This window comes from Bradyrhizobium sp. sBnM-33 (assembly GCF_032917945.1).
Taxonomy (GTDB): Bacteria; Pseudomonadota; Alphaproteobacteria; order Rhizobiales; family Xanthobacteraceae; genus Bradyrhizobium.
Map to the genome: position 1 here is coordinate 3,909,228 of NZ_CP136624.1, position 17,156 is coordinate 3,926,383.

At 57.8% G+C, this 17,156-nt stretch carries 16 protein-coding genes and 2 pseudogenes; 11 read left to right on the plus strand and 7 right to left on the minus strand.

Translation table 11 applies throughout. From position 1 onward, the window contains the following. The first annotated feature begins 149 nt into the window (after window positions 1-149). From RX328_RS17825 to RX328_RS17840, 5 genes are all read left to right on the plus strand, one after another. Entirely contained in the window at window positions 150-539 is a 390-nt protein-coding gene (locus RX328_RS17825) for an META domain-containing protein (RefSeq protein ID WP_213256478.1), read from the plus strand. A 350-nt stretch (window positions 540-889) separates the two neighbouring features. After that, window positions 890-1,129 carry a hypothetical protein gene (locus RX328_RS17830; protein ID WP_213256476.1) on the plus strand — a complete coding sequence of 80 codons (240 nt, stop codon included), beginning with the start codon at window positions 890-892 and terminating at the stop codon, window positions 1,127-1,129. 534 nt (window positions 1,130-1,663) lie between these two features. Continuing rightward, window positions 1,664-1,885 (plus strand): hypothetical protein, encoded by a 222-nt coding sequence (locus RX328_RS17835; protein WP_213256474.1) that lies wholly within the window; start codon window positions 1,664-1,666, stop codon window positions 1,883-1,885. Window positions 1,886-2,213: 328 nt separating this feature from the next. Further along, entirely contained in the window at window positions 2,214-2,336 is a 123-nt protein-coding gene (locus tag RX328_RS43725; RefSeq protein WP_410734050.1) for a hypothetical protein, read from the plus strand. A gap of 672 nt (window positions 2,337-3,008) precedes the next feature. Next, window positions 3,009-3,278: a response regulator gene (locus RX328_RS17840; protein ID WP_317258767.1), complete on the plus strand. Its 270-nt coding sequence runs from the start codon at window positions 3,009-3,011 to the stop codon at window positions 3,276-3,278. A gap of 666 nt (window positions 3,279-3,944) precedes the next feature. Here the strand turns inward: RX328_RS17840 and RX328_RS17845 are convergent. Together RX328_RS17845 and RX328_RS17850 are read right to left on the minus strand one after the other, a co-directional pair. Then, window positions 3,945-4,345, minus strand: a pseudogene (locus RX328_RS17845) (hypothetical protein). A gap of 460 nt (window positions 4,346-4,805) precedes the next feature. Further along, window positions 4,806-5,126, minus strand: a complete 321-nt coding sequence (locus RX328_RS17850) for a hypothetical protein (RefSeq protein ID WP_249727220.1) — start codon at window positions 5,124-5,126, stop codon at window positions 4,806-4,808. Window positions 5,127-5,918: 792 nt separating this feature from the next. Between RX328_RS17850 and RX328_RS17855 the strand changes: the two genes are divergently transcribed. Continuing rightward, a complete protein-coding gene (locus RX328_RS17855; protein ID WP_213256470.1) occupies window positions 5,919-6,122 on the plus strand; it encodes a cold-shock protein in 204 nt (67 codons plus the stop codon). Between the two features lie 2,292 nt (window positions 6,123-8,414). Here the strand turns inward: RX328_RS17855 and RX328_RS17860 are convergent. Continuing rightward, a complete protein-coding gene (locus RX328_RS17860; RefSeq protein WP_249727154.1) occupies window positions 8,415-9,269 on the minus strand; it encodes a transposase in 855 nt (284 codons plus the stop codon). A 1,238-nt stretch (window positions 9,270-10,507) separates the two neighbouring features. Between RX328_RS17860 and RX328_RS17870 the strand changes: the two genes are divergently transcribed. Beyond that, window positions 10,508-10,759, plus strand: coding sequence for a hypothetical protein (locus tag RX328_RS17870; protein WP_213256032.1), 252 nt, complete (start codon window positions 10,508-10,510; stop codon window positions 10,757-10,759). A 204-nt stretch (window positions 10,760-10,963) separates the two neighbouring features. On the opposite strand, the gene RX328_RS17875 is transcribed toward RX328_RS17870, so the two are convergent. Continuing rightward, window positions 10,964-11,143 carry a hypothetical protein gene (locus RX328_RS17875; RefSeq protein ID WP_082656351.1) on the minus strand — a complete coding sequence of 60 codons (180 nt, stop codon included), beginning with the start codon at window positions 11,141-11,143 and terminating at the stop codon, window positions 10,964-10,966. Between the two features lie 1,001 nt (window positions 11,144-12,144). Here RX328_RS17875 and RX328_RS17880 point away from each other — a divergent pair. Both RX328_RS17880 and RX328_RS17885 read left to right on the plus strand, forming a co-directional pair. Then, complete coding sequence (locus RX328_RS17880; protein WP_213256030.1) at window positions 12,145-12,831, plus strand: hypothetical protein; 687 nt, start codon at window positions 12,145-12,147, stop codon at window positions 12,829-12,831. Between the two features lie 274 nt (window positions 12,832-13,105). Next, window positions 13,106-13,405 carry a hypothetical protein gene (locus RX328_RS17885; protein ID WP_213256028.1) on the plus strand — a complete coding sequence of 100 codons (300 nt, stop codon included), beginning with the start codon at window positions 13,106-13,108 and terminating at the stop codon, window positions 13,403-13,405. Between the two features lie 29 nt (window positions 13,406-13,434). Here the strand turns inward: RX328_RS17885 and RX328_RS17890 are convergent, their stop codons facing one another. From RX328_RS17890 to RX328_RS17900, 3 genes and pseudogenes are all read right to left on the minus strand, one after another. After that, a complete protein-coding gene (locus RX328_RS17890; RefSeq protein WP_317258769.1) occupies window positions 13,435-14,064 on the minus strand; it encodes a GcrA family cell cycle regulator in 630 nt (209 codons plus the stop codon). 39 nt (window positions 14,065-14,103) lie between these two features. Beyond that, window positions 14,104-14,544 carry a GcrA family cell cycle regulator gene (locus tag RX328_RS17895; protein WP_213256024.1) on the minus strand — a complete coding sequence of 147 codons (441 nt, stop codon included), beginning with the start codon at window positions 14,542-14,544 and terminating at the stop codon, window positions 14,104-14,106. A gap of 471 nt (window positions 14,545-15,015) precedes the next feature. Next, window positions 15,016-15,254 (minus strand): annotated as a pseudogene (locus RX328_RS17900) (hypothetical protein); the annotation flags it as partial. Between the two features lie 14 nt (window positions 15,255-15,268). On the opposite strand from RX328_RS17900, the gene RX328_RS17905 reads away from it, so the two are divergent. Together RX328_RS17905 and RX328_RS17910 are read left to right on the plus strand one after the other, a co-directional pair. Further along, on the plus strand, window positions 15,269-15,904 hold the full coding sequence (locus tag RX328_RS17905) for a hypothetical protein (RefSeq protein ID WP_213256021.1): 636 nt from the start codon (window positions 15,269-15,271) through the stop codon (window positions 15,902-15,904). Window positions 15,905-16,461: 557 nt separating this feature from the next. Continuing rightward, the gene (locus RX328_RS17910) at window positions 16,462-17,007 is read left to right on the plus strand and encodes a hypothetical protein (protein ID WP_249727153.1); all 546 of its coding nucleotides are present in this window, start codon (window positions 16,462-16,464) and stop codon (window positions 17,005-17,007) included. Window positions 17,008-17,156: the final 149 nt, after the last annotated feature.

Consider the following 17,156-nt stretch of genomic DNA (forward strand, 5'->3'; position numbering starts at 1 on the left):
TTGGCCCCGTGACCGAGTGAAACCGATGCACCTTGTGACGGAGGTCTCCGATGGGGAGAGGTAAGCGTGCTTTCCGGCAGCTTGCAACGGCGGCAAGCGTCGTCTTTATTACTGCATGCAGCGCATCCGCGCAGTATTCGATAGACCTCATGTGGATTGAGCGGGCCGCTGATACCGCCACCGACAGCACGCCCTCCGAGCTGCGCGGAACCTCTTGGCGATGGGTGGGCGTCACTTCAGCCGTGGAATCATTCGCGGTGGACCAGTCGGACCGCTACACGCTCGCCTTCATCGAGGGCGACAGGATTGCCTTGCGCGCCGATTGCAACCGCGGCACCGGCCCGGTCGCCAGCCCCGCGCCCGGAGCGCTTGTGATAGGACCGCTGGCGATGACACGGGCCAAGTGCCCGTCAGGTTCGCTCTCTGAGCGCTTTGCGCGGGACGTCTCGCGCGCTGTGCGCTTTGCAATCCGTGGCGGCGAGCTGCACCTCGAACTGCCGAATGATTTGGGCGTCCTGCGCTTCACGAAAGGACCGTGACGGCGAGCGCCTAGCCATGCGGCCATACGCGTTGACAAAATTGGTCGAACAAGCCGACGCACGATTGCGGCGGACACCCCCTACCGCCACGATTGGCAAGTCCCCACTGCGCCAATTCCCTCAATGCCGCGTCGTTGGCGTCTTTCTCGAAGGCGGGTTGTAGCAAACGCGACCAACGCTTCCCCAGGTTCGTTGGCTTGGTGCCGCGTCATTCCAATCACAAACGACTCCATATCGTTCTCGGCAAGTTTCTCCGCACTGGTTGCGTGGCCTAGCCATGTTGCGCGCCCGCGAGTTGTCGCTGCACGCCATCGCTCGCCGGTTGAAACGCAACCCAAAGGTTATTCGGTATGAAAACCGCAAAGGCCTCGATGACATCGCCGCCGGCCTCCGGCCCGAAAATTGTGCCGTTTTCTGACAGCTTGATGGAACCCGCAACGGTTGTTTCAATCGAAAGCGTTGCTTTCCACTACCTGGCGGCGACTGGGGCGGCGGCGATCGTCATGGCTCGCGGCATCGCGCGGGTAGTGCAGGGGGCAGCGATCGACCGTCACCAACAATTTTACGGTGCGGTGGAAGACTTGATCTAGGTGAGTGACCGCCGGGTCGCTCGCCGAATAGTGCGAACTGCAAAGAAGCGGCAGCGTGATGTACGAAAGACAGCGAACAGCCTGGGAATCCGGTACGCCGAGCACGACGAAACGATCGAGCGTGCGCAAAAGACCGCTGTTGAATTAGAGCGCGGTCTGCGCCTGGCGAAGGCCAACGGTGCATTAAGTTTTTTCCACCAGGAATATCAAACCCGGCGGCGCGACGCGGCGGAGCGCGGCGTTCGGTTCATGTCATTTCGGAGGGCTGCGCTTCCGTCGCGTGTTGATTGCCCGCCTCGCAAGAGGTGGTGCGATTGATAAATCCGTGGCGAGCGAGGTCTTTCATGAATGGGACTAGGACCAATGTTCAACACTATGCCTTCTCGGTGTTGAGGCCTGAAGGTCGTATCCGCCCGATCTTCTTCCACTCAAAGTACATTAGAGAAATGCCTTAGCATGGCCCAATTTCCCGCCGTGGAGGGGGGCCCATGCTAGTGATGCCATTGTCACCTGCACGGGGTGGGAGGGTGAGAGATGGCTATTTATCTACATCTACAAACCCACGCGATGGGGCCGAAAGAGGTTAGCCGCATTATAGAAGCTTACGAGCGCACCTTACGTGTCTTCTGCGTCAAGGATCGCGACGATCCCCTGACGGAAATGATCGCGAAGAAGATCATCAAGATCGCGCAGACCGGTATCAAAGACCCCGCACAGATTTCGGCCTTAGCGATCAAGGAACTGGAAATCCGGTAAAGGGCCGCCCGGCGGACCGCCCCGCCTTGATCTGTTCCTTTGCCAAAGGGTGGCCTGTTTCCGGACCTCAGTGGCCGGTGAAATCATCAAGTGGCCTGATTTGGATCAGGAACCTAACCCCATGGTCGCGTTGGGGACGATGACCGTTCGTGATCTTGGCCTTTGCCGGTGACGGAGAGACGCTACAGCGCTCCCGCCTGTACAGGGAGCGATTGGATGCCTAGGTATTTCTTCGATGTTCGCAACGGAGGCGAATTGTCCTCCGACGAAGAAGGAATGATCCTGCCAACCGGCCCTGGAACAGGAAGCGGTCCATGCGCTTTGCGACATGGCACGGGACGCACTGAGACGTTTGAACGGCTCGGAACACCTCATGTCAGTCGAAGTGCGCGACGCCAGCGGGCCAGTGGTAGAAGCCCGCGTTCAATGGACCATGCAGCGTAGACAGTAAGGCCGCCTTAGTTAACGGCTCATTCATTGGTCACGCTTGTCGATCTCGACGCGATACAAGCATGCTGCGACAGATCAGGCTTTCATTTCGCGTTTGAGACGACAAAGGCCATGCGTGGCGTTACACCGCATGGCCTTTGTTGGGACTGTCCCCGTCGGCGCAGGAATTCCATCCTCTCTTGAGTGAAACGCATATAGCGTCCGGACGCTCCAGGATTTGCGCCAGCTATGGTTTGGTAGCGCCTTCGGAACCGCAACCTTTTTTGCCTAAGAGAATTTAGTCAATGGGTCCTCGGGGCTTCGCAAAACTGCGAGGCGAGCCATGCACCTATCGCCAATTGACGCCTTTCTTGCCGTCGCAACCCTAGGAACCGCAGTCTTGATCGAGATCGGGGCTTTCATAGTCTTGGGGCTGATCTGAAAGATCACCGCTTAGAGCAGCCGACCGCGCGCGATTGCCCTCCGCCCCAGCTAGCCGCATTTTGAACCAAGGGCACCCCTACCCTACATACATGATGCCGTGCGCTCAAGGGCGGGGGAAGAAATCGTGTCGGAGTTGCCTCTCATTCTCGTCATCGAGGACGACTATCCGCTGCAAGGTATCGTGTAAGAGGCTTTACGGGAAGGCGGATTTGAGACCGACATCCTTTCTAGCGCCGAGGAAGCGCTGACCTTGTTCAGGAGCGGCAGCAAGAACGATCGGGCGCTCGTCACCGACGTGAACCTCAAAGGCCGACTGAGCGGTTGGGAGGTAGCGAGACAGATCAGGGAAAAGGACCCTTCGTTCCCGGTCGTCTACATGACGGGCGCGGATGGGAACGAATGGGCGTCGCGTGGAGTCCCTAACAGCATCCTGCTGCAAAAGCCGTTCGCGCCAGCGCAGCTAGTCACTGCCGTTTCCAATTTGCTCAACAGGAGCACGCCGACAACGGAGAGCCAGTAGAAGCAGCAACACCCCGGTCGCCTGAGCGAACCGGGGTGCGGGGGCTGGCAATGTGGTGCGGTACGGCAATGTTCCGGCACCACCGACCGAGTAAATACCCGTTCCTTGGCACCACGTCTGTCCGGTAGGGGGACTATTCCAGCGATCGGACAGATAATGATGGCGAGCATCCCTAGCGTCGCCGCGCCATGCCGAGGCGGCGCCTGAGTTGGCGACCACTTTCATTGGATGTCACGTTTGTCGATCTCGACGCCGATACGGCTGCCGATGATTGCGCCGAACAAGGCTAAGATGGCTAGGACACCCAACACTGGAATTCAGATAGCGCCGCCTGCTGCTGCTATTCCGACGCCGCCAACACCAATAAGTGCGCCAGCGATTACACAGACGATAGCTCCTCCAATCGACCAACGAATTTCCATGGACCGCGTCTTATTGAAGCTGCCAACGAAGGCTACGGCACGTCGAATTGACTGCTACGTGTTCACTCAGTGAACCGAACCTGTCCGCAGTGCGCCTAGCACCGCTTTATAAGAAGTGCCTCTCCGCGCCAATAGGACTAGTGCGGCCGTATCTTCCTTCGTCCGCGCGTTGACGCTCGTCACTTGCGGGGAGCGGTCCGCGACGTTCCTGTCGTCTGGTCGCGGTGGAAACGGCTCCGAACGATCAGCGGGAGCGCTTCGGCAATTTCGGAAGTCTATTGGGGTTGAACGTTGGCGGCGGCGCGCTCGGTGTTGGCGCGGGCGGCTCTTCGCTGAGAATGAGCGTTCCCTCCAGGACCACTCCCGGGACCTGTCCTGCCGTCCCCACATAACGAGCGATCTTGCCGGGGCACGTTCCCTCAAGCTTCAGCGTGAGGTCATCGGCACCGAAGACGGTTGCATGTCCTTCGGTGTGCCGTTTGAGCGTCACGATGGCGGTGAACCGATCGCCGTCCACTTCGCAAGTGCCGCTGTAGCTCATGATGCTGTCGCGGCCCAGATTTTCCCGTCAGCGACATGGGCAATGCCGGTGCCTTGGCCCAGCGGGGTCTTGAACCACGCCGCGTAAGTGCCGTCCTTCAGCATGGCAAATCGCTTTGCTACGCGGCAGTTTCGCGTGAAGCGCCGTTCGTCGGCCGGGTCGGGGCCTCAATGGCGCATGCAAGGCGCAACACCGTTTCGCAGCGAGGGCATCTGAAGCATTTAACCTCGTACCGCCCTGCGAGAGGTTCGACGCCGATCAAGAACCGTTCGATCTTGCAGGTCGTGCACTCTTCAGCGGCCATGCCCAAGCCCCTCGTTCAGAAGTTGTTGGTCATCAGAAACTTGGCCATCAGTCTGGGCCCTGAAGACTTAATAGAGGCTTAACTTGTCGAGCGGTAGGAGTACGGGCCGCGCTCAACAATCTAAAGGTGACCTAGAGTGACGGTGTGGACGTTGAGAAGCTGAGAGCGGCACCGTACCGAAGCCAGTCTGCAGACGTGGTCCTAGGCTCCAACTCGTCCATTTCCCTTCGCCTTCGTTGCCGGGAGTCAAAGGCCGGGTCTCAATCGAGCGCTCGATGACCCTCATTGGTAAGCACGGGCACGTCGTCGCGCATTTCGATGAGGCCCATTTCAATCAAGGTCTTTAGATCATTTGGTTTCGCTGGCGTTAATTTGGTTCGCTTGGCTTTGATATCGCGGAGCGCCCAGCGGACGCGGATCGCCGTGTCTAGATCTATACCGGCCAGTGGGGACAGCGGTTGATTTGTTGGCGTTGCTTCGTATTCGCGCTCATCCTCAGTAGTGGCTGTAGCCATTACCGCGGCATCATTGGCGGTAGTATCCTCTGTGGCAATTGGATTGATCTGTGAAGGTTCGGCCATGGTGGAATCCGCTTGCGAGCGGGTTCTAGACGAGGCCGCGGCTAACATTTCTGCGAATTGGTGAAGTTTGTCCGCTGCGCTCATTTCCCTTTGCCTTCAACCCAGCCTTACTAGCCGGCAGATGGCGTCGCCGTGGCCTGCCATTCCGTGCTTAACGTTCCGAACCGTCGTTGCTAGGGCTAACGAACTGCAGGTCGTTTGGCGTGCTAGTGACATGAGAGAGCCGGCCGTTGTCTTCATATCTCGCTGCGAGATCAAGAAGCCGCCTTTGATGAATGGGTCGGCTTTCTCTGCAAGATCACGTACAGTTTGGGCGCGCTGTTTCTTAAATTCGTCGTCCAACATGAAAGGCCCCCAACACAACAAACAAGTGCAATGGAAGTAGTATACTGTTTTGGGCTAGTCGCGCAAAGTCTCGTCTCCCGATAGAACCGAAACCTGCAGGCTTTACCGCGGCTGCAGTCGCACCTTCTTGGGTTCAAGGGCCCGATCAATTGCCGTCTTCGCCGCGGTGATGGCGTCATCCCGGACGCGCGCCTCGCCCTGCCGGCGCCTCTCTTGAAGCCGGACAGACCATTTCCACTTTTTGTCGATGCCCTGCACCAACTTAATCTCGAAGCCTCGATACTCCATGCCCTAGCTCCAGTCCTCCTGGTGACGCTGGTCCGGCCGCGGCCGGATCTGAGCGCGTAGACAACAAGGCCCGTCGATTCACGCCGGCGGGTTTCTCTTGCGGTGTACTGCCCAGGAGACCTAAGCTGTCACCCATTGGTTCAAAAGGGAGTGCGGACAGTGGCGACAGGTACAGTAAAGTGGTTCAACGCAACTAAGGGATTTGGATTTATCCAGCCCGACAGCGGCGGCAAGGATGTTTTCGTGCATATTTCAGCTGTTGAGAAAGCCGGCCTGAGCAGCCTCAATGAAGGTGCCAAGGTGAGCTATGAAGAAATGAGCAACCGGGGCAAAACGTCCGCGGAAAATCTAAGAGTCGGGTGAATTCGAGTCAGCTGGCTCACGCCGGCATGGCGATTATCCCCACGGACCCATGACGTCGGCTAAACATGGGTCACCAGCGGGCTTCCACGTGGTTGGATGCAGGAACCACAAACGCAAACCCCTGCCGGTGCAGTCGGCAGGGGTAAGCAGACGAGGTGGATGACAAGCGCGCGAGCCCTAAGCCCGGTGGCCCGTCAAGGACCCTTGCGGCACCATAAAACCGATCACGCCCGGCCCTTCAATGATACTGATGTATAGACCGGTGACCGCTTTTGACTCGTTTATCCAGCAACTGCGGTCTGCAGGCTCATAATCGAGGTGAGGGCGGCCGCGATCGTGCGGCTGCTTGGATGACGCCCACGCGGTGGTAGTGCCGCATTATCGAAACGAGCCGCGCGTGATCTGGAAAGGGCCTATTTCCGGGCTCAGTAGAAATACGGGATGGCTAAAATTCACGGAGGAACGAAACGCGCTCGTTGCATGAACCCTTGTCGTCGACCTTACCGGGTGCCCAATTCATTCGAACTCTGAACCAGGAACCGCTCAAACATGTCTCTTCGTGAAGCACCAGGGCATTCGATACAGTGTAGCCAGACGGCCAATCCCACTGGCTGGAAGAGGACCGTGAAAGCCGCCTCGAAGTATGGTCCAGCACGCCAGCGTCCACGCCGTCTACCCCAAACGACGATGCTCGCAGAAGGTGAGGGGAGGCGTGCCCAGGCGAGCGATCATCAAACTAATTTCTGCGGGGTCTCGTCCACCCGCTTTTGTGCGCCGTATTTCAAATCTGGCCACTCCCTCCCGTAGTCATACGGGGTAGCGACGAAACGAAACTGAAACAGAGCTGACGTACGGTATCCACAGCACCGAGGGCGGCGATTTCAACACGGCAGAATTATTTTAGTCGGTGGGCCGCAGAGCAATCTGCGGCCATTTTGCTTTCAGCGCAGCGGCACACGACACGATTAGCAGGGCGAATCCGGTGGCGGTGAGGGCGAGGGAGGTGCAGTCCATGCGAGGGATCTCTGGAGCGTTGCCACGGCAATGTGTTTCCCCGACAATCGTTCCGACTCGGCTCAGACAGGTGGCTTGAGTTCGCTTGAGAGCCATCCCTTGGACGCTTCCATAGGGTCAGCAACAACGTGCTCGGTGTGGACGTTCTCACAATTCGGGCACGTAAACATCCGGCTTTCGAGCCCTGCGCCCTCTGGTTCGATGCGTACGAGCGTGGTTCGAGTGCCGCACCTCTTGCAAGAGGGACGTTCTATGGATTCCGGGAACATACGCATATCCAGCCCCCAAGGGGGCTGGGAGCGACTCCGGTGAAAGCCCCCTTTCCCGCCACAACAGTTAATCTGGTTTGTTTGTCGGGTCTGCAACATACCCGACATGTCATTTCGGCATGGGCAGCAAACCGAACACCGCCGCGCTGGCGGTCAGGTCGCTCGGTTGACAAGCGCAAAATCCGAGTCAGGCTTGGCCTCTTTTTGATTGGCCATTTGCATGACGTACCGGCGCCGAGGCCCTGGTTGGGTTGTCGCCATTTTCATCACCGCGGTGATGTGGCTGGCCGTAGTTTCAGCGTTCATGACCTTGCGGTCCTGTGGCGCCGCCGCTCCGCAGTCTCCCGGAGCAGAAATAGTGCCCGCTTCCCGTGCTAACGCTGGTGCCACCAGCCGGGGCGAAGCAGTTCAGCACGGACAAGGATATTCTGACCGGTGGGCCGCAGAGCAATCTGCTGCTGTCCAAGCCCTGCCGGGTTGCCGCCGCGAGGCGTTGGTGTTCCGGCTATTTAATTTGAAATATCTTGGGTGCCGAAGCGGCCCGCAATTTAAATTCACCAGCAGCGCAATTAACCTGTAGTTTTAACCGCTTGATCCTTGTGGAAGCACAATCCCGCAGATAGGGTCTTCATGATTAGGAAGATTATCAGGGGCGCATTTGGTGATTGAAGAAATTGAATTCATTTGGTTTCGTTGCATGCGCCGTGCTTTTCGGAGCAGCAACGCAGGTTCAGGCGGCAACCGTGGTCGGCGGCAATGGACTGCTGAGTGGGTCGAACGCAAATCAGCTTGAGACTTGGCTGGACGCCACATCGCTTTATTCAGGCTCCCTCCAATTTACGAACGCTTTTACAAGGGGCGGAGGCTCGACGATTGCCAACTTTCACACTGCCGTTGGTGGAATAGGCCACGATCACGGTTATGTCAGTAACGGTCGGGAGCCAAACCCACCTCATTGGTGGGTACAACCCGCAAAGCTGGTCATCGAGCGATGGTTGGCATCTCGTTCCTAATGTGAGCCGATAGAACAGCATTTATTTTTGCGCTCAACACGGTCCACCATGGTCTGGGTGATGGCAATCTCCACGGTTCGGTTTGCCCGAGTGCCCACCGCATCGATGATGATGCCGGCCTTGTTGTCGATCAGGTAGTTCGCATAATAGGCAAAGAATGGATCCAGGCCTGGCCTCGCAACCCATGTCGCTTGCGGATCGGTAAGCGAGACTTGCTTTGGCGGCTTGTGTCGAGCGCTGCCTTTGCCTGAACCGCCAGCATCTCCACTACCGTCCTCATCGCTGCGGGCGGTATCAAGGGCGGCGAGGTACTCGCGAACTGCATGAGATGCCTCCTCTACCTTCGGCCATGCAATCGGCTGGTCGCCGGGCATCCGCTTCTTCTTATCCACATCCGCTTTGATCAGGCTCGCATCGATCGAGAACGCTTCGCCGCCAACCAGCCCGGTCGCAATGCACATTGCCACTACACCCTCGAAGACCCGACGCAGAGCGTCGCTCTCCCGGAAGCGTTCATGCCGCGCACGGGAGAAAACAGAATGATCGGGGATCCTGTCCTCAATGCCGAGCTTGCAGAACCACCTGTAGGCTAGGTTGACCTGGACTTCAGCGCATAGCCGGCGCTCCGAGCGGAGCGCAAACACGTAGCCAACGATCAGCATCCGGATCATCAGCACCGGGTCGATCGAGGGCCGCCCCGTGTGCGAGTAATATGGCGCCAACTCCTTGTGCACCCAGCTCAGATCGAGCAGACCGTCGATCTGCCGCACCAGATGATCGGGCGGAACCACCTTGTCGAGATCAAACGAATAGAAAAACTGTCCTTGTCCATCTTCCCGCCGCCCCATCATGCGCCGCTCCCGCTGATGCCCTCTCCACCAACGGAATCACGGTTCGCGAGTCGTCTCAACGGGAGTTTTGCAACACAATCCGCTCAAGAGCAGACATCGTCGGACCGCCCAGGCATGTCAGTTTCGTGCCAATCGCGTCATTTCGCGTTGCGACAAAATAGGTGAGATTCAATCGGGCAATTTTGCTTTTGAGCGTAAAGGCGCCCGTCAACCTGATGCAGCGTTTTCCGTGTCTTCAGGCACGACAACTCCACGCAAAACGTCCAAGCCTGAAAAGGTAAGCTGTCATTCCTTTGACCTAAATCAACCGCATGCCCGAGGCTATCCTAAGCCTGTGGGTTTCTTCCAACAGCTGACGGAGGAGAACATGCGCACCCTCAGAATGGTATTCGTAGGCGGATTCGCCGGAGCCTTGATGGCCAGCAACGTCGCGACGCTCCAAGCGGCTCCTTTGCCGACCAATGTGGCAAGCATGAGATCAATGGTTGCCGACAGTTTGATCCAGGTCCGCTGGGGCGGCTGGCGCGCCGGCGGGCTGAGGACACAGAGGTTTCGGAGGCTGGGGTTATCGGGGTTGGGGAGCTGGCGCCCTAATCGGTGGCGCGATCGCGAGCAGCGCAGATGGCTATTATGGGGGCGGTCCGTACTACGGCGGCTATTACCCCGGTTATGGCGACTATCCGGCCTACGGCGGCTTTTACCCCGGCTACAGCTACTATCCGGTCTACGGCGGCTATCGTTGGCAAGCAATCCAAGAACCCGGGGCCGCTAGCTTCTACAGACCTTACGGATACGGCGGGCGGCCTTGGGGCTATTGGTAAGCGGGAATTCTAAGCCTTCTTGAACGAGGGTTTGCACGGACGCAGAATTCTTCGCGGGTCTGAGACCCACGGCATCACCTCCTGCCTCGCACCGTGCCGCCCGTCTGGACTGATGATGGACAGTCGCTGAACGAAAGGCGTTGGCTTGTGCTTTATGAAGAGCATGAGGTGGCGTTGCGGCTATTTTCGACCACGCCGAAGACGAAGCACTGACATTCGATTGCCTAGGCCAGCACGCTATTAGATCGGCGATATCCCATAATGCCGAGGCCCGCGACAAGCACCGGCAATGCAGATAATATTCGTTAGCTTGTTCATCCGCACCGGGGGCTTGTAACGGTTCGTGCCAAACGAGTGGCATTGGAAGGCGGCTCTAGTTTCCAGATAACCGACTATTTCTTAAGGTGCTTGTCGCCAATGAATCACCGCAACCTCTCTTTAGGAGGCTCCGCACTCGAAGAGCATATTGTCGTCCGCGTCCGCAACGATCACCACACTCGACTGCGAAAACTCTCCGCCCTTCTTTATTCATCAGCAACGACTTGGGCCATGCGTTTTGCGCACTCAAGACTTTTAGGTTGTTTCCCACATCATCAGGATGGAGTTCAGAACGTCAAAGATGTGAAAAAAATATCGCATCGCGGCCGCATTAATTCAGGCGACCGGTGACTTCCAGTGACAAATAGGTAAGCAAACGTCTAACTCAGGTCAAATGCGTCCATGTCTAACGGCAGGACTTGTCGAGGTACCGCTGCTACGATTTTCGGGGAAAAGCGCATCTGCTAGCGGGCGAACGGCATTTCACGGTCGCAGCAGCTTCCCTACACGGATCGGACTGGCCGCAACTGTGGCCAGTCCAGCTCTGTGCTTACTTCAGATTCGTGTTGATAATGATACGCCAAGCTTCGCAGCCATCACCTGCGTTGCGCCCGGTGTTCGCTTTAGTGATTTGGCTATCTTTGTGACGCCAGCTTTGGCTTTGGCCATAGTTTTCATTTGCCGTACATCTTCTTTAGTCCACTCGCGGCGAACGATTTTCTTAGTTCTAGCCATTGTTACTCCGGTTTTGTGGACCGGCCTTGTATCACGCGACTCCGAATTGGCAACCGTGAAAGATATGAAACCCGCAGCGTCCGCGCCAGCGTATATCGAGCGGCAGGTGGTGCACTACGCGCTTCTCAGCGCCGAAGTTCATTCCGTGCGAATCATGACATGAGAAACAATGCAGCCTTCAAAGCAACACTCACGAAACGTCAAGTCTATTACAGAACGGTAAGTATCCGGCTCCCTCAAGAGGATTACGATTTGTAATTCAATTCGAGGGACCGCCCGGTGGATTCAAGGAAGCGATTCTCAGCTTTGGAAACCATGTGCCGCGAGCGTGCGCAACTCGCGAAAAGAGAGTTTGAATACTGGCTAGCCGAAGCCGATGAGTGGGCGCGCTATAAAGGCTTCACCAATCCATCCATCGAGGCAATTCCAACCCAACTCGACTGGTGCGTGGAATCTCCGAGCATAATCAAAAATTCATAAGCAGACCTAAAACGCGCACGCATTTGCACCTCTGGCTTCCGCGTCCCTGGTGGCACCCTATGCGTTTTATATCCGTGCGTGCCAGTTCGATCCGTGTTGGTGGTCGCAGCGTCGGACGTTCGACAAAGTGCGCGCGGATTTCGAGGCGGCATGGCGACAATATTTGCCGAAGCGCACCAAGGCCGACTTTCAGGCATGGCGGAATCATCGCGACTGGACGGCGCGCGCGGCGAGCGACAGCCGACGCAATAGCCGTTGTTGCAAGAGCGATGGTCGAAAATCCCTGGACAGCGCCGCAACGGCGGACGTAACATCAGCCTGCCGGGCGTCGCCTGACAGCGCTCGGCGTCCTCATGGAAGGCCTCGCTGCGGGCCGCCCCGTGGCGGGGCTTTCTTGTCGGTAGAGCTGAGCGTTCCGACCTTTTTGAACAGGCAATTTTGGGGACCGGGGATCGAGTCTGCTTGCGGTTTCTCGAACGCAAAGTCCGGCGGTTTATCGAGAATCTATGGTCTGGAGGATCGTGGCACTAACGGAAAGCGTGGCCCTGAACTGGAATAGTGACAATGTCGGCGCGTATCTGCCAGCTAGAGCACCTATTGAGACAATCGCGCTATTGCTGGATCTGGAGCATGAGCTGAAAAAACACATCGCTGCTAGCGATATCGATGCTCTTAATGCGCTTTTTGACCAGTCGGACATTGCAACGCGCCACAAGAAATGGATCGAAGGGAATCCAGAATCCGAAGCGATCAACGTTATAACCTTAATTGATCGGATGGATAAGCGCACAGGTTCAGGCGTTCGCGGGCACTACTACCTGATGTCAGAAAGATGCCATCCAAACTATTTGGGCCATCACCAATTGTACGGCACGCTCGATGTCGGTACGACGAGCTTCTCCGAGACGAAAAATATTGAACGCCACCGTGGATGTTTCATATTGGGAGCGATTCTCCTTTTGTTACTCGATGAGCATTGCATCGACGGGCTAGACAACGAAGTTGATCGTGTCGCGGCACTTCAGAATGCATACTGCGCATTTCGCGGGAGCCTAAAAATAACTGTAACCTTCGCGAAACCAAAGCTACCTCGCGGCGGGGCGACAAAGGTGCCTCTTGGCGCGTCGCGCCAGACGGCTACATGCGAGCGATTACCCTATGCTCGAAAGGCGTCGACTCGCGTGGGCGATGAGGACGCTAAGGCATAGTCGATCAGGCATGCAATCGCGGCTTGACACAGCGGGGTGAATTCAATGTGGCCACCAGAGAGCGGACTGCTCTAGTGCGGCCGTCCCGGTGGCGCCCCGATGGTGGCAGCCGAAAGGCTCGTTGCAAATTTGCAACCCGGCGCCGCCGCCATCGCTAGGCTCACGTGTCAATTGCGATCGCGCTGATCGGTCGGATACTACGGCTCGCCGTCGTCTTTGCGACCAGATGGCCGCGCTTGATGAGCCACGTGATCGACTGCTGCGGGCGCTATGCTTGGTCATCACCATCGCCGCTAGCGCAAAAGGCAATGCGTTCGCCGATCCGCAAGCACGAGCCATTGATGACGGTGATGTCGTACTCAGTCATTTCAGCGTCCGGTGCGCTAGTATACTACATCTTACGCCAGCAGCCTTGCATATTAACTTCAATCCCCTTGGCGCACTCGTCCCATCGTGGGGAGAGGTTGCCTATCGGTCCTCGCGCCCAAATCCTCCGCGCGACGGCCGCGGTGATCTGACCAATATCGCGCGTGCGATCGGCGAGCAGGAGAACGTGGCGCTGGTCCGGGGATAGCGACATGCGGTTGAGGATAGCACCGATCGTTACGAGGCGCTGCCCTGGCCATGCGCGATCCGCAAATGATGCGCGCAATAGGGCAAGGCCGGCACCTTGCCGGCGCCGCAAAACTCGGTCGCCACCTCGTGCACTTCACCGAGCGGCCAGCGGCAACGGGTCTCGTCGAGCTCGACCAGCACGCAGGGCCGCATGTCGAGCAGCGGCACGATACCATCGAGCGGCGGCGCCGGCTTTTGCGGCATGATCGATGTTACCGTTGTTCTGGCGCGACCCGGCCGCGTCTGCACCGGCTTCACCTCGAAATGCTTTTCTACGCCGTCTGGCAACAAATCATCGTGGCGCAGCCGCATTGCCTTTGCGCATATCGACGAGCGCGAGCGGTTCAACCATCTCGAGATTTGCGTGGCCGATGCTGTCGGCCAAAGGCTGACTAGCAAGAAAGTTTCCTCGGTGGTCCAGGGGATCATACGGGAGCCTCGCTCACTCGCCCTGTAAATTGGGCGAGTACTCGCCAGGGATCGAGCGCCCCGACGAGATACCCGCGCTTGCTCTAGGACGCGGAGGCGACTTGAACCAACGCGGGTTTCTCGCCGGAGACGCGCACAGTATGAAAATTGAAACGACGTTCGGAAAGCTAGCAATTTGGATGTGTCCATTTTGGCAGCAGTGGATTTGCGGCTGCCGAAATCAGAGCATCAACATCGCGCAACATGTCCCGCATCGCTGCCCTGACCATGCGCCATTCGCATATGGTGCCGGCAATAGCGATGGCCCGGTGCCGCAGCGCCGCCGCAAAACTCGGTCGCAACTTCGTTGACGTCGCCGAGCGGCCAGTGACAGCGCGCCTCATCGAGCTCGAGCAGCGAGCACGGCCGCATCGCGATGCTGTCGTTGACTGGTGGCAATGGTGGCGGCAGCATGATCCAGAATCGCAGTGGTCGGGCGCGCCGCCGTCGTTTGCGCGGATTGGGATTTTTGGCGTTCTTACCTTCCAACAAGCCTTCCTCGAGCAACCGCTTGGCCTTTCCGCATATGGCGGCGCGCGGGCGGTGCAGGCGATATGCGATTTGTGCAGCCGTGCTCGTCGGCCACAGGGTGACAAGTTCGCGGATTTCCTCGGCGGTCCATCGGGACATGGCGGGCCTCGTCGGTCAGGGCACCCAGCGCCTGGTGCCATGACTGCCGATTCGTGCGGCACTATTTTGGCGATTGCATCTTTTCCGGCAGGCGGGACCCGGCCGGATTCGGCGCTTTCCCCGGGGCGCCCCAAAGAAGGGGGCCGAGTGGTTTAAGGCATCCATTCGAGAAACGGAGGCATCACACCCAATCCCGCCTCATATTTTTGAGGGGGCAGCAAAATGCTAGCAATCCGTTCGCGAGCTGCTCGCTATGCAACCTCCCCCTTTAGCAAAATGCCGATTCCGAAATTTCTAATAAATTCGGACCAGCCTCTCCGTTGGCGGCAGGAGGTGTACCATGCGTAACCATGACCTCGTGTCCGACGGATTCCTCGCGCTAATCGTGACCGCCCTTGTGCTGTTGTGCTCAAGTTGGCTAGTTCTCGCGTTCAGCTAGTCTGGGCGGCGGTTCCAGATGACTAGCTAGGACTACTTTGGCAGATTTATTTGCTGTAGCGGATTCGTCTTCTGCAGTATGGGCATCGCTGAGATGGCGAAGAGTGAGACCGACGATGGCTTGGCGTGCGCCCGGCAAGCTTGGTTGAGGCGGAGGTCCGTTGATTCTTTTTTCGCCCTGCTTGTGCGAGGCGACGATGTTGCAAGACGGCGTAGGCGATCATTGTCATGAGAGCGTGACGATGAAGACCTTGCCAGGATCGCCCTTCAAAGGGAGGAGGCGCCCATGGATTCCTTGGCGAACACCAAGCAAACCGACGATCCGCACGATGCTAGTCCGGGATTGTCCACGCAAGAGATAGAGCTGGTCGCGCGCGCCGATGAACGGCTCGCGCATGCGTATGAACAAATCGCCCGAGCGGATGAACAGCTCGCGCGTGTCAATGAACAGATTTCCAAACTGGAGCAAGATGCTGCGCGGAGGAAGTCCGCGAACGGGTATCGTCGGCCATCGCGTGGCAGGCCGGCGCTACGGGGCTTTGTCGGCCTGCTGTTGACAGCGGGCATTTGTATCGCTGCTTTCGCTACGCAGTCCTCTGGAGAGACGGCCAAGCTGATGATCTCCCGGTGGGCACCGCAACTGGCTGCGGCTTCGCCGTTGCCGGCGGAAACACCGAAGCTCGCCGACCAGCAGAGTCCGCCTGCCGTTCAGGTGGCTGTGACGGACGGTGCACTTTCGCAATTGCCACCTCCGGCTCAGCCTGCACCGCAAGACGCGGCAGCCGCCCGGATCCCTCCCGAGCTGACACAGTTGCTCCAGAAGATGGCGCGTGATCTCGCAAACGTGCAGCAAGGGATCGAGCAGCTCAAGACTAGCCAGGAAGAAATGTCCGCGAGAACGCCAGGACCGCCGAGCAGCTGAAGGCGAGCCAGGAGCAAATGGCCCGTGCGATCGCCAGCGCCTCCGAGCAGAACCTGCGGCGCAGGGCATCAGCGGCTTCGCCACCGCCGATTGCGACGCCTGCACGTGGGCCCGTGTCGGCGCTTCCGCCGACGGAAACGAGAACGCAAGCGCGCGCACCAGTGCCATTGCGGCCCGGACAACAGTAGCCGTCATCGCCGCCGCCGTCGCCACGTGCAACACGTGTCAGCGTCCCTGACAATTTTCGTCCGTCCCCAGACTTTTTCAACACTATCTGCCAATTCCGGAGTTGGTCATTGGATACTAAATCGGATCGCAAGCTCGCGTATGTTCGATCGGGCGGGTTTTGTGAAGCATCCGGCGGCTAATTGCTGCATGATGTTGAAATTAACCACTTGTTAACCCTGCGGTCGCCTAATGTGAATGACTGGGGGTCACCATGTCGGCCCCTGCAACAACGCAACCGAAGTTGATGCTTTTTTTTCGGCCGATCCAACCATTCGTTCGTTTGCCAGGCTGGCGGTTCGCGTTACGGCTGTCCTACGCGGAGCAAAAAAATGTTCGGAAAGGACGACTTAGTGGACAATCTCAGCCGCGATCTGGATCGCGCGCGCGAAAGACGCGACGCACTTGCGTCCGAAGTCACGACACTGACGGCTCAGATCGCTGAAATCGAAGCCCGCCTTTCTGAAGAAAAAACCCGGCGGGAGCGTGATCGCGTTTTAGGTGAAATCGAAGCGATAAAAAAGCGAATCAAACAAGCGACCGGCGCGTTTGCACCTGTCATTGGTAAGCTCTGCGAGGCCATCGAGATGGCTGCGACAGTCGTACCCGAAGCCCGCGAGCTTAACAGTTTTCTATTATCAGTTGCGACCGAAGTCGATAGCGTAGTCGATCCCCTATTGCGCGAGATGGATCAACGAGCGGATGCGGTCCGAGCCGGCCACGCTACACTAGATCTCCCGTGTTCAGCCAGTGGGGCTCCGATCGAGCCGTCAAAAGATAATAGTGATCGGCTACTTCGTTTTTCCGTATGGCTGTCTCGCAATAAGGAGGTAGAAAAAAATGAAACAACGGAGAAACCGCGCAGCACAGCAGCGTGAATTATCGGCGCGCTGCGCGACCAAAGAAGATCTTCAGCCCAGCGTTTTGGAGATCAATCACGGTGTGTTTCCCGGACTGCGCACACTGAACTAATTCGTTTGCAATCGCTCGCGAAGTTTATTGCTGTCTGTATCCGCGGGAATTTTCC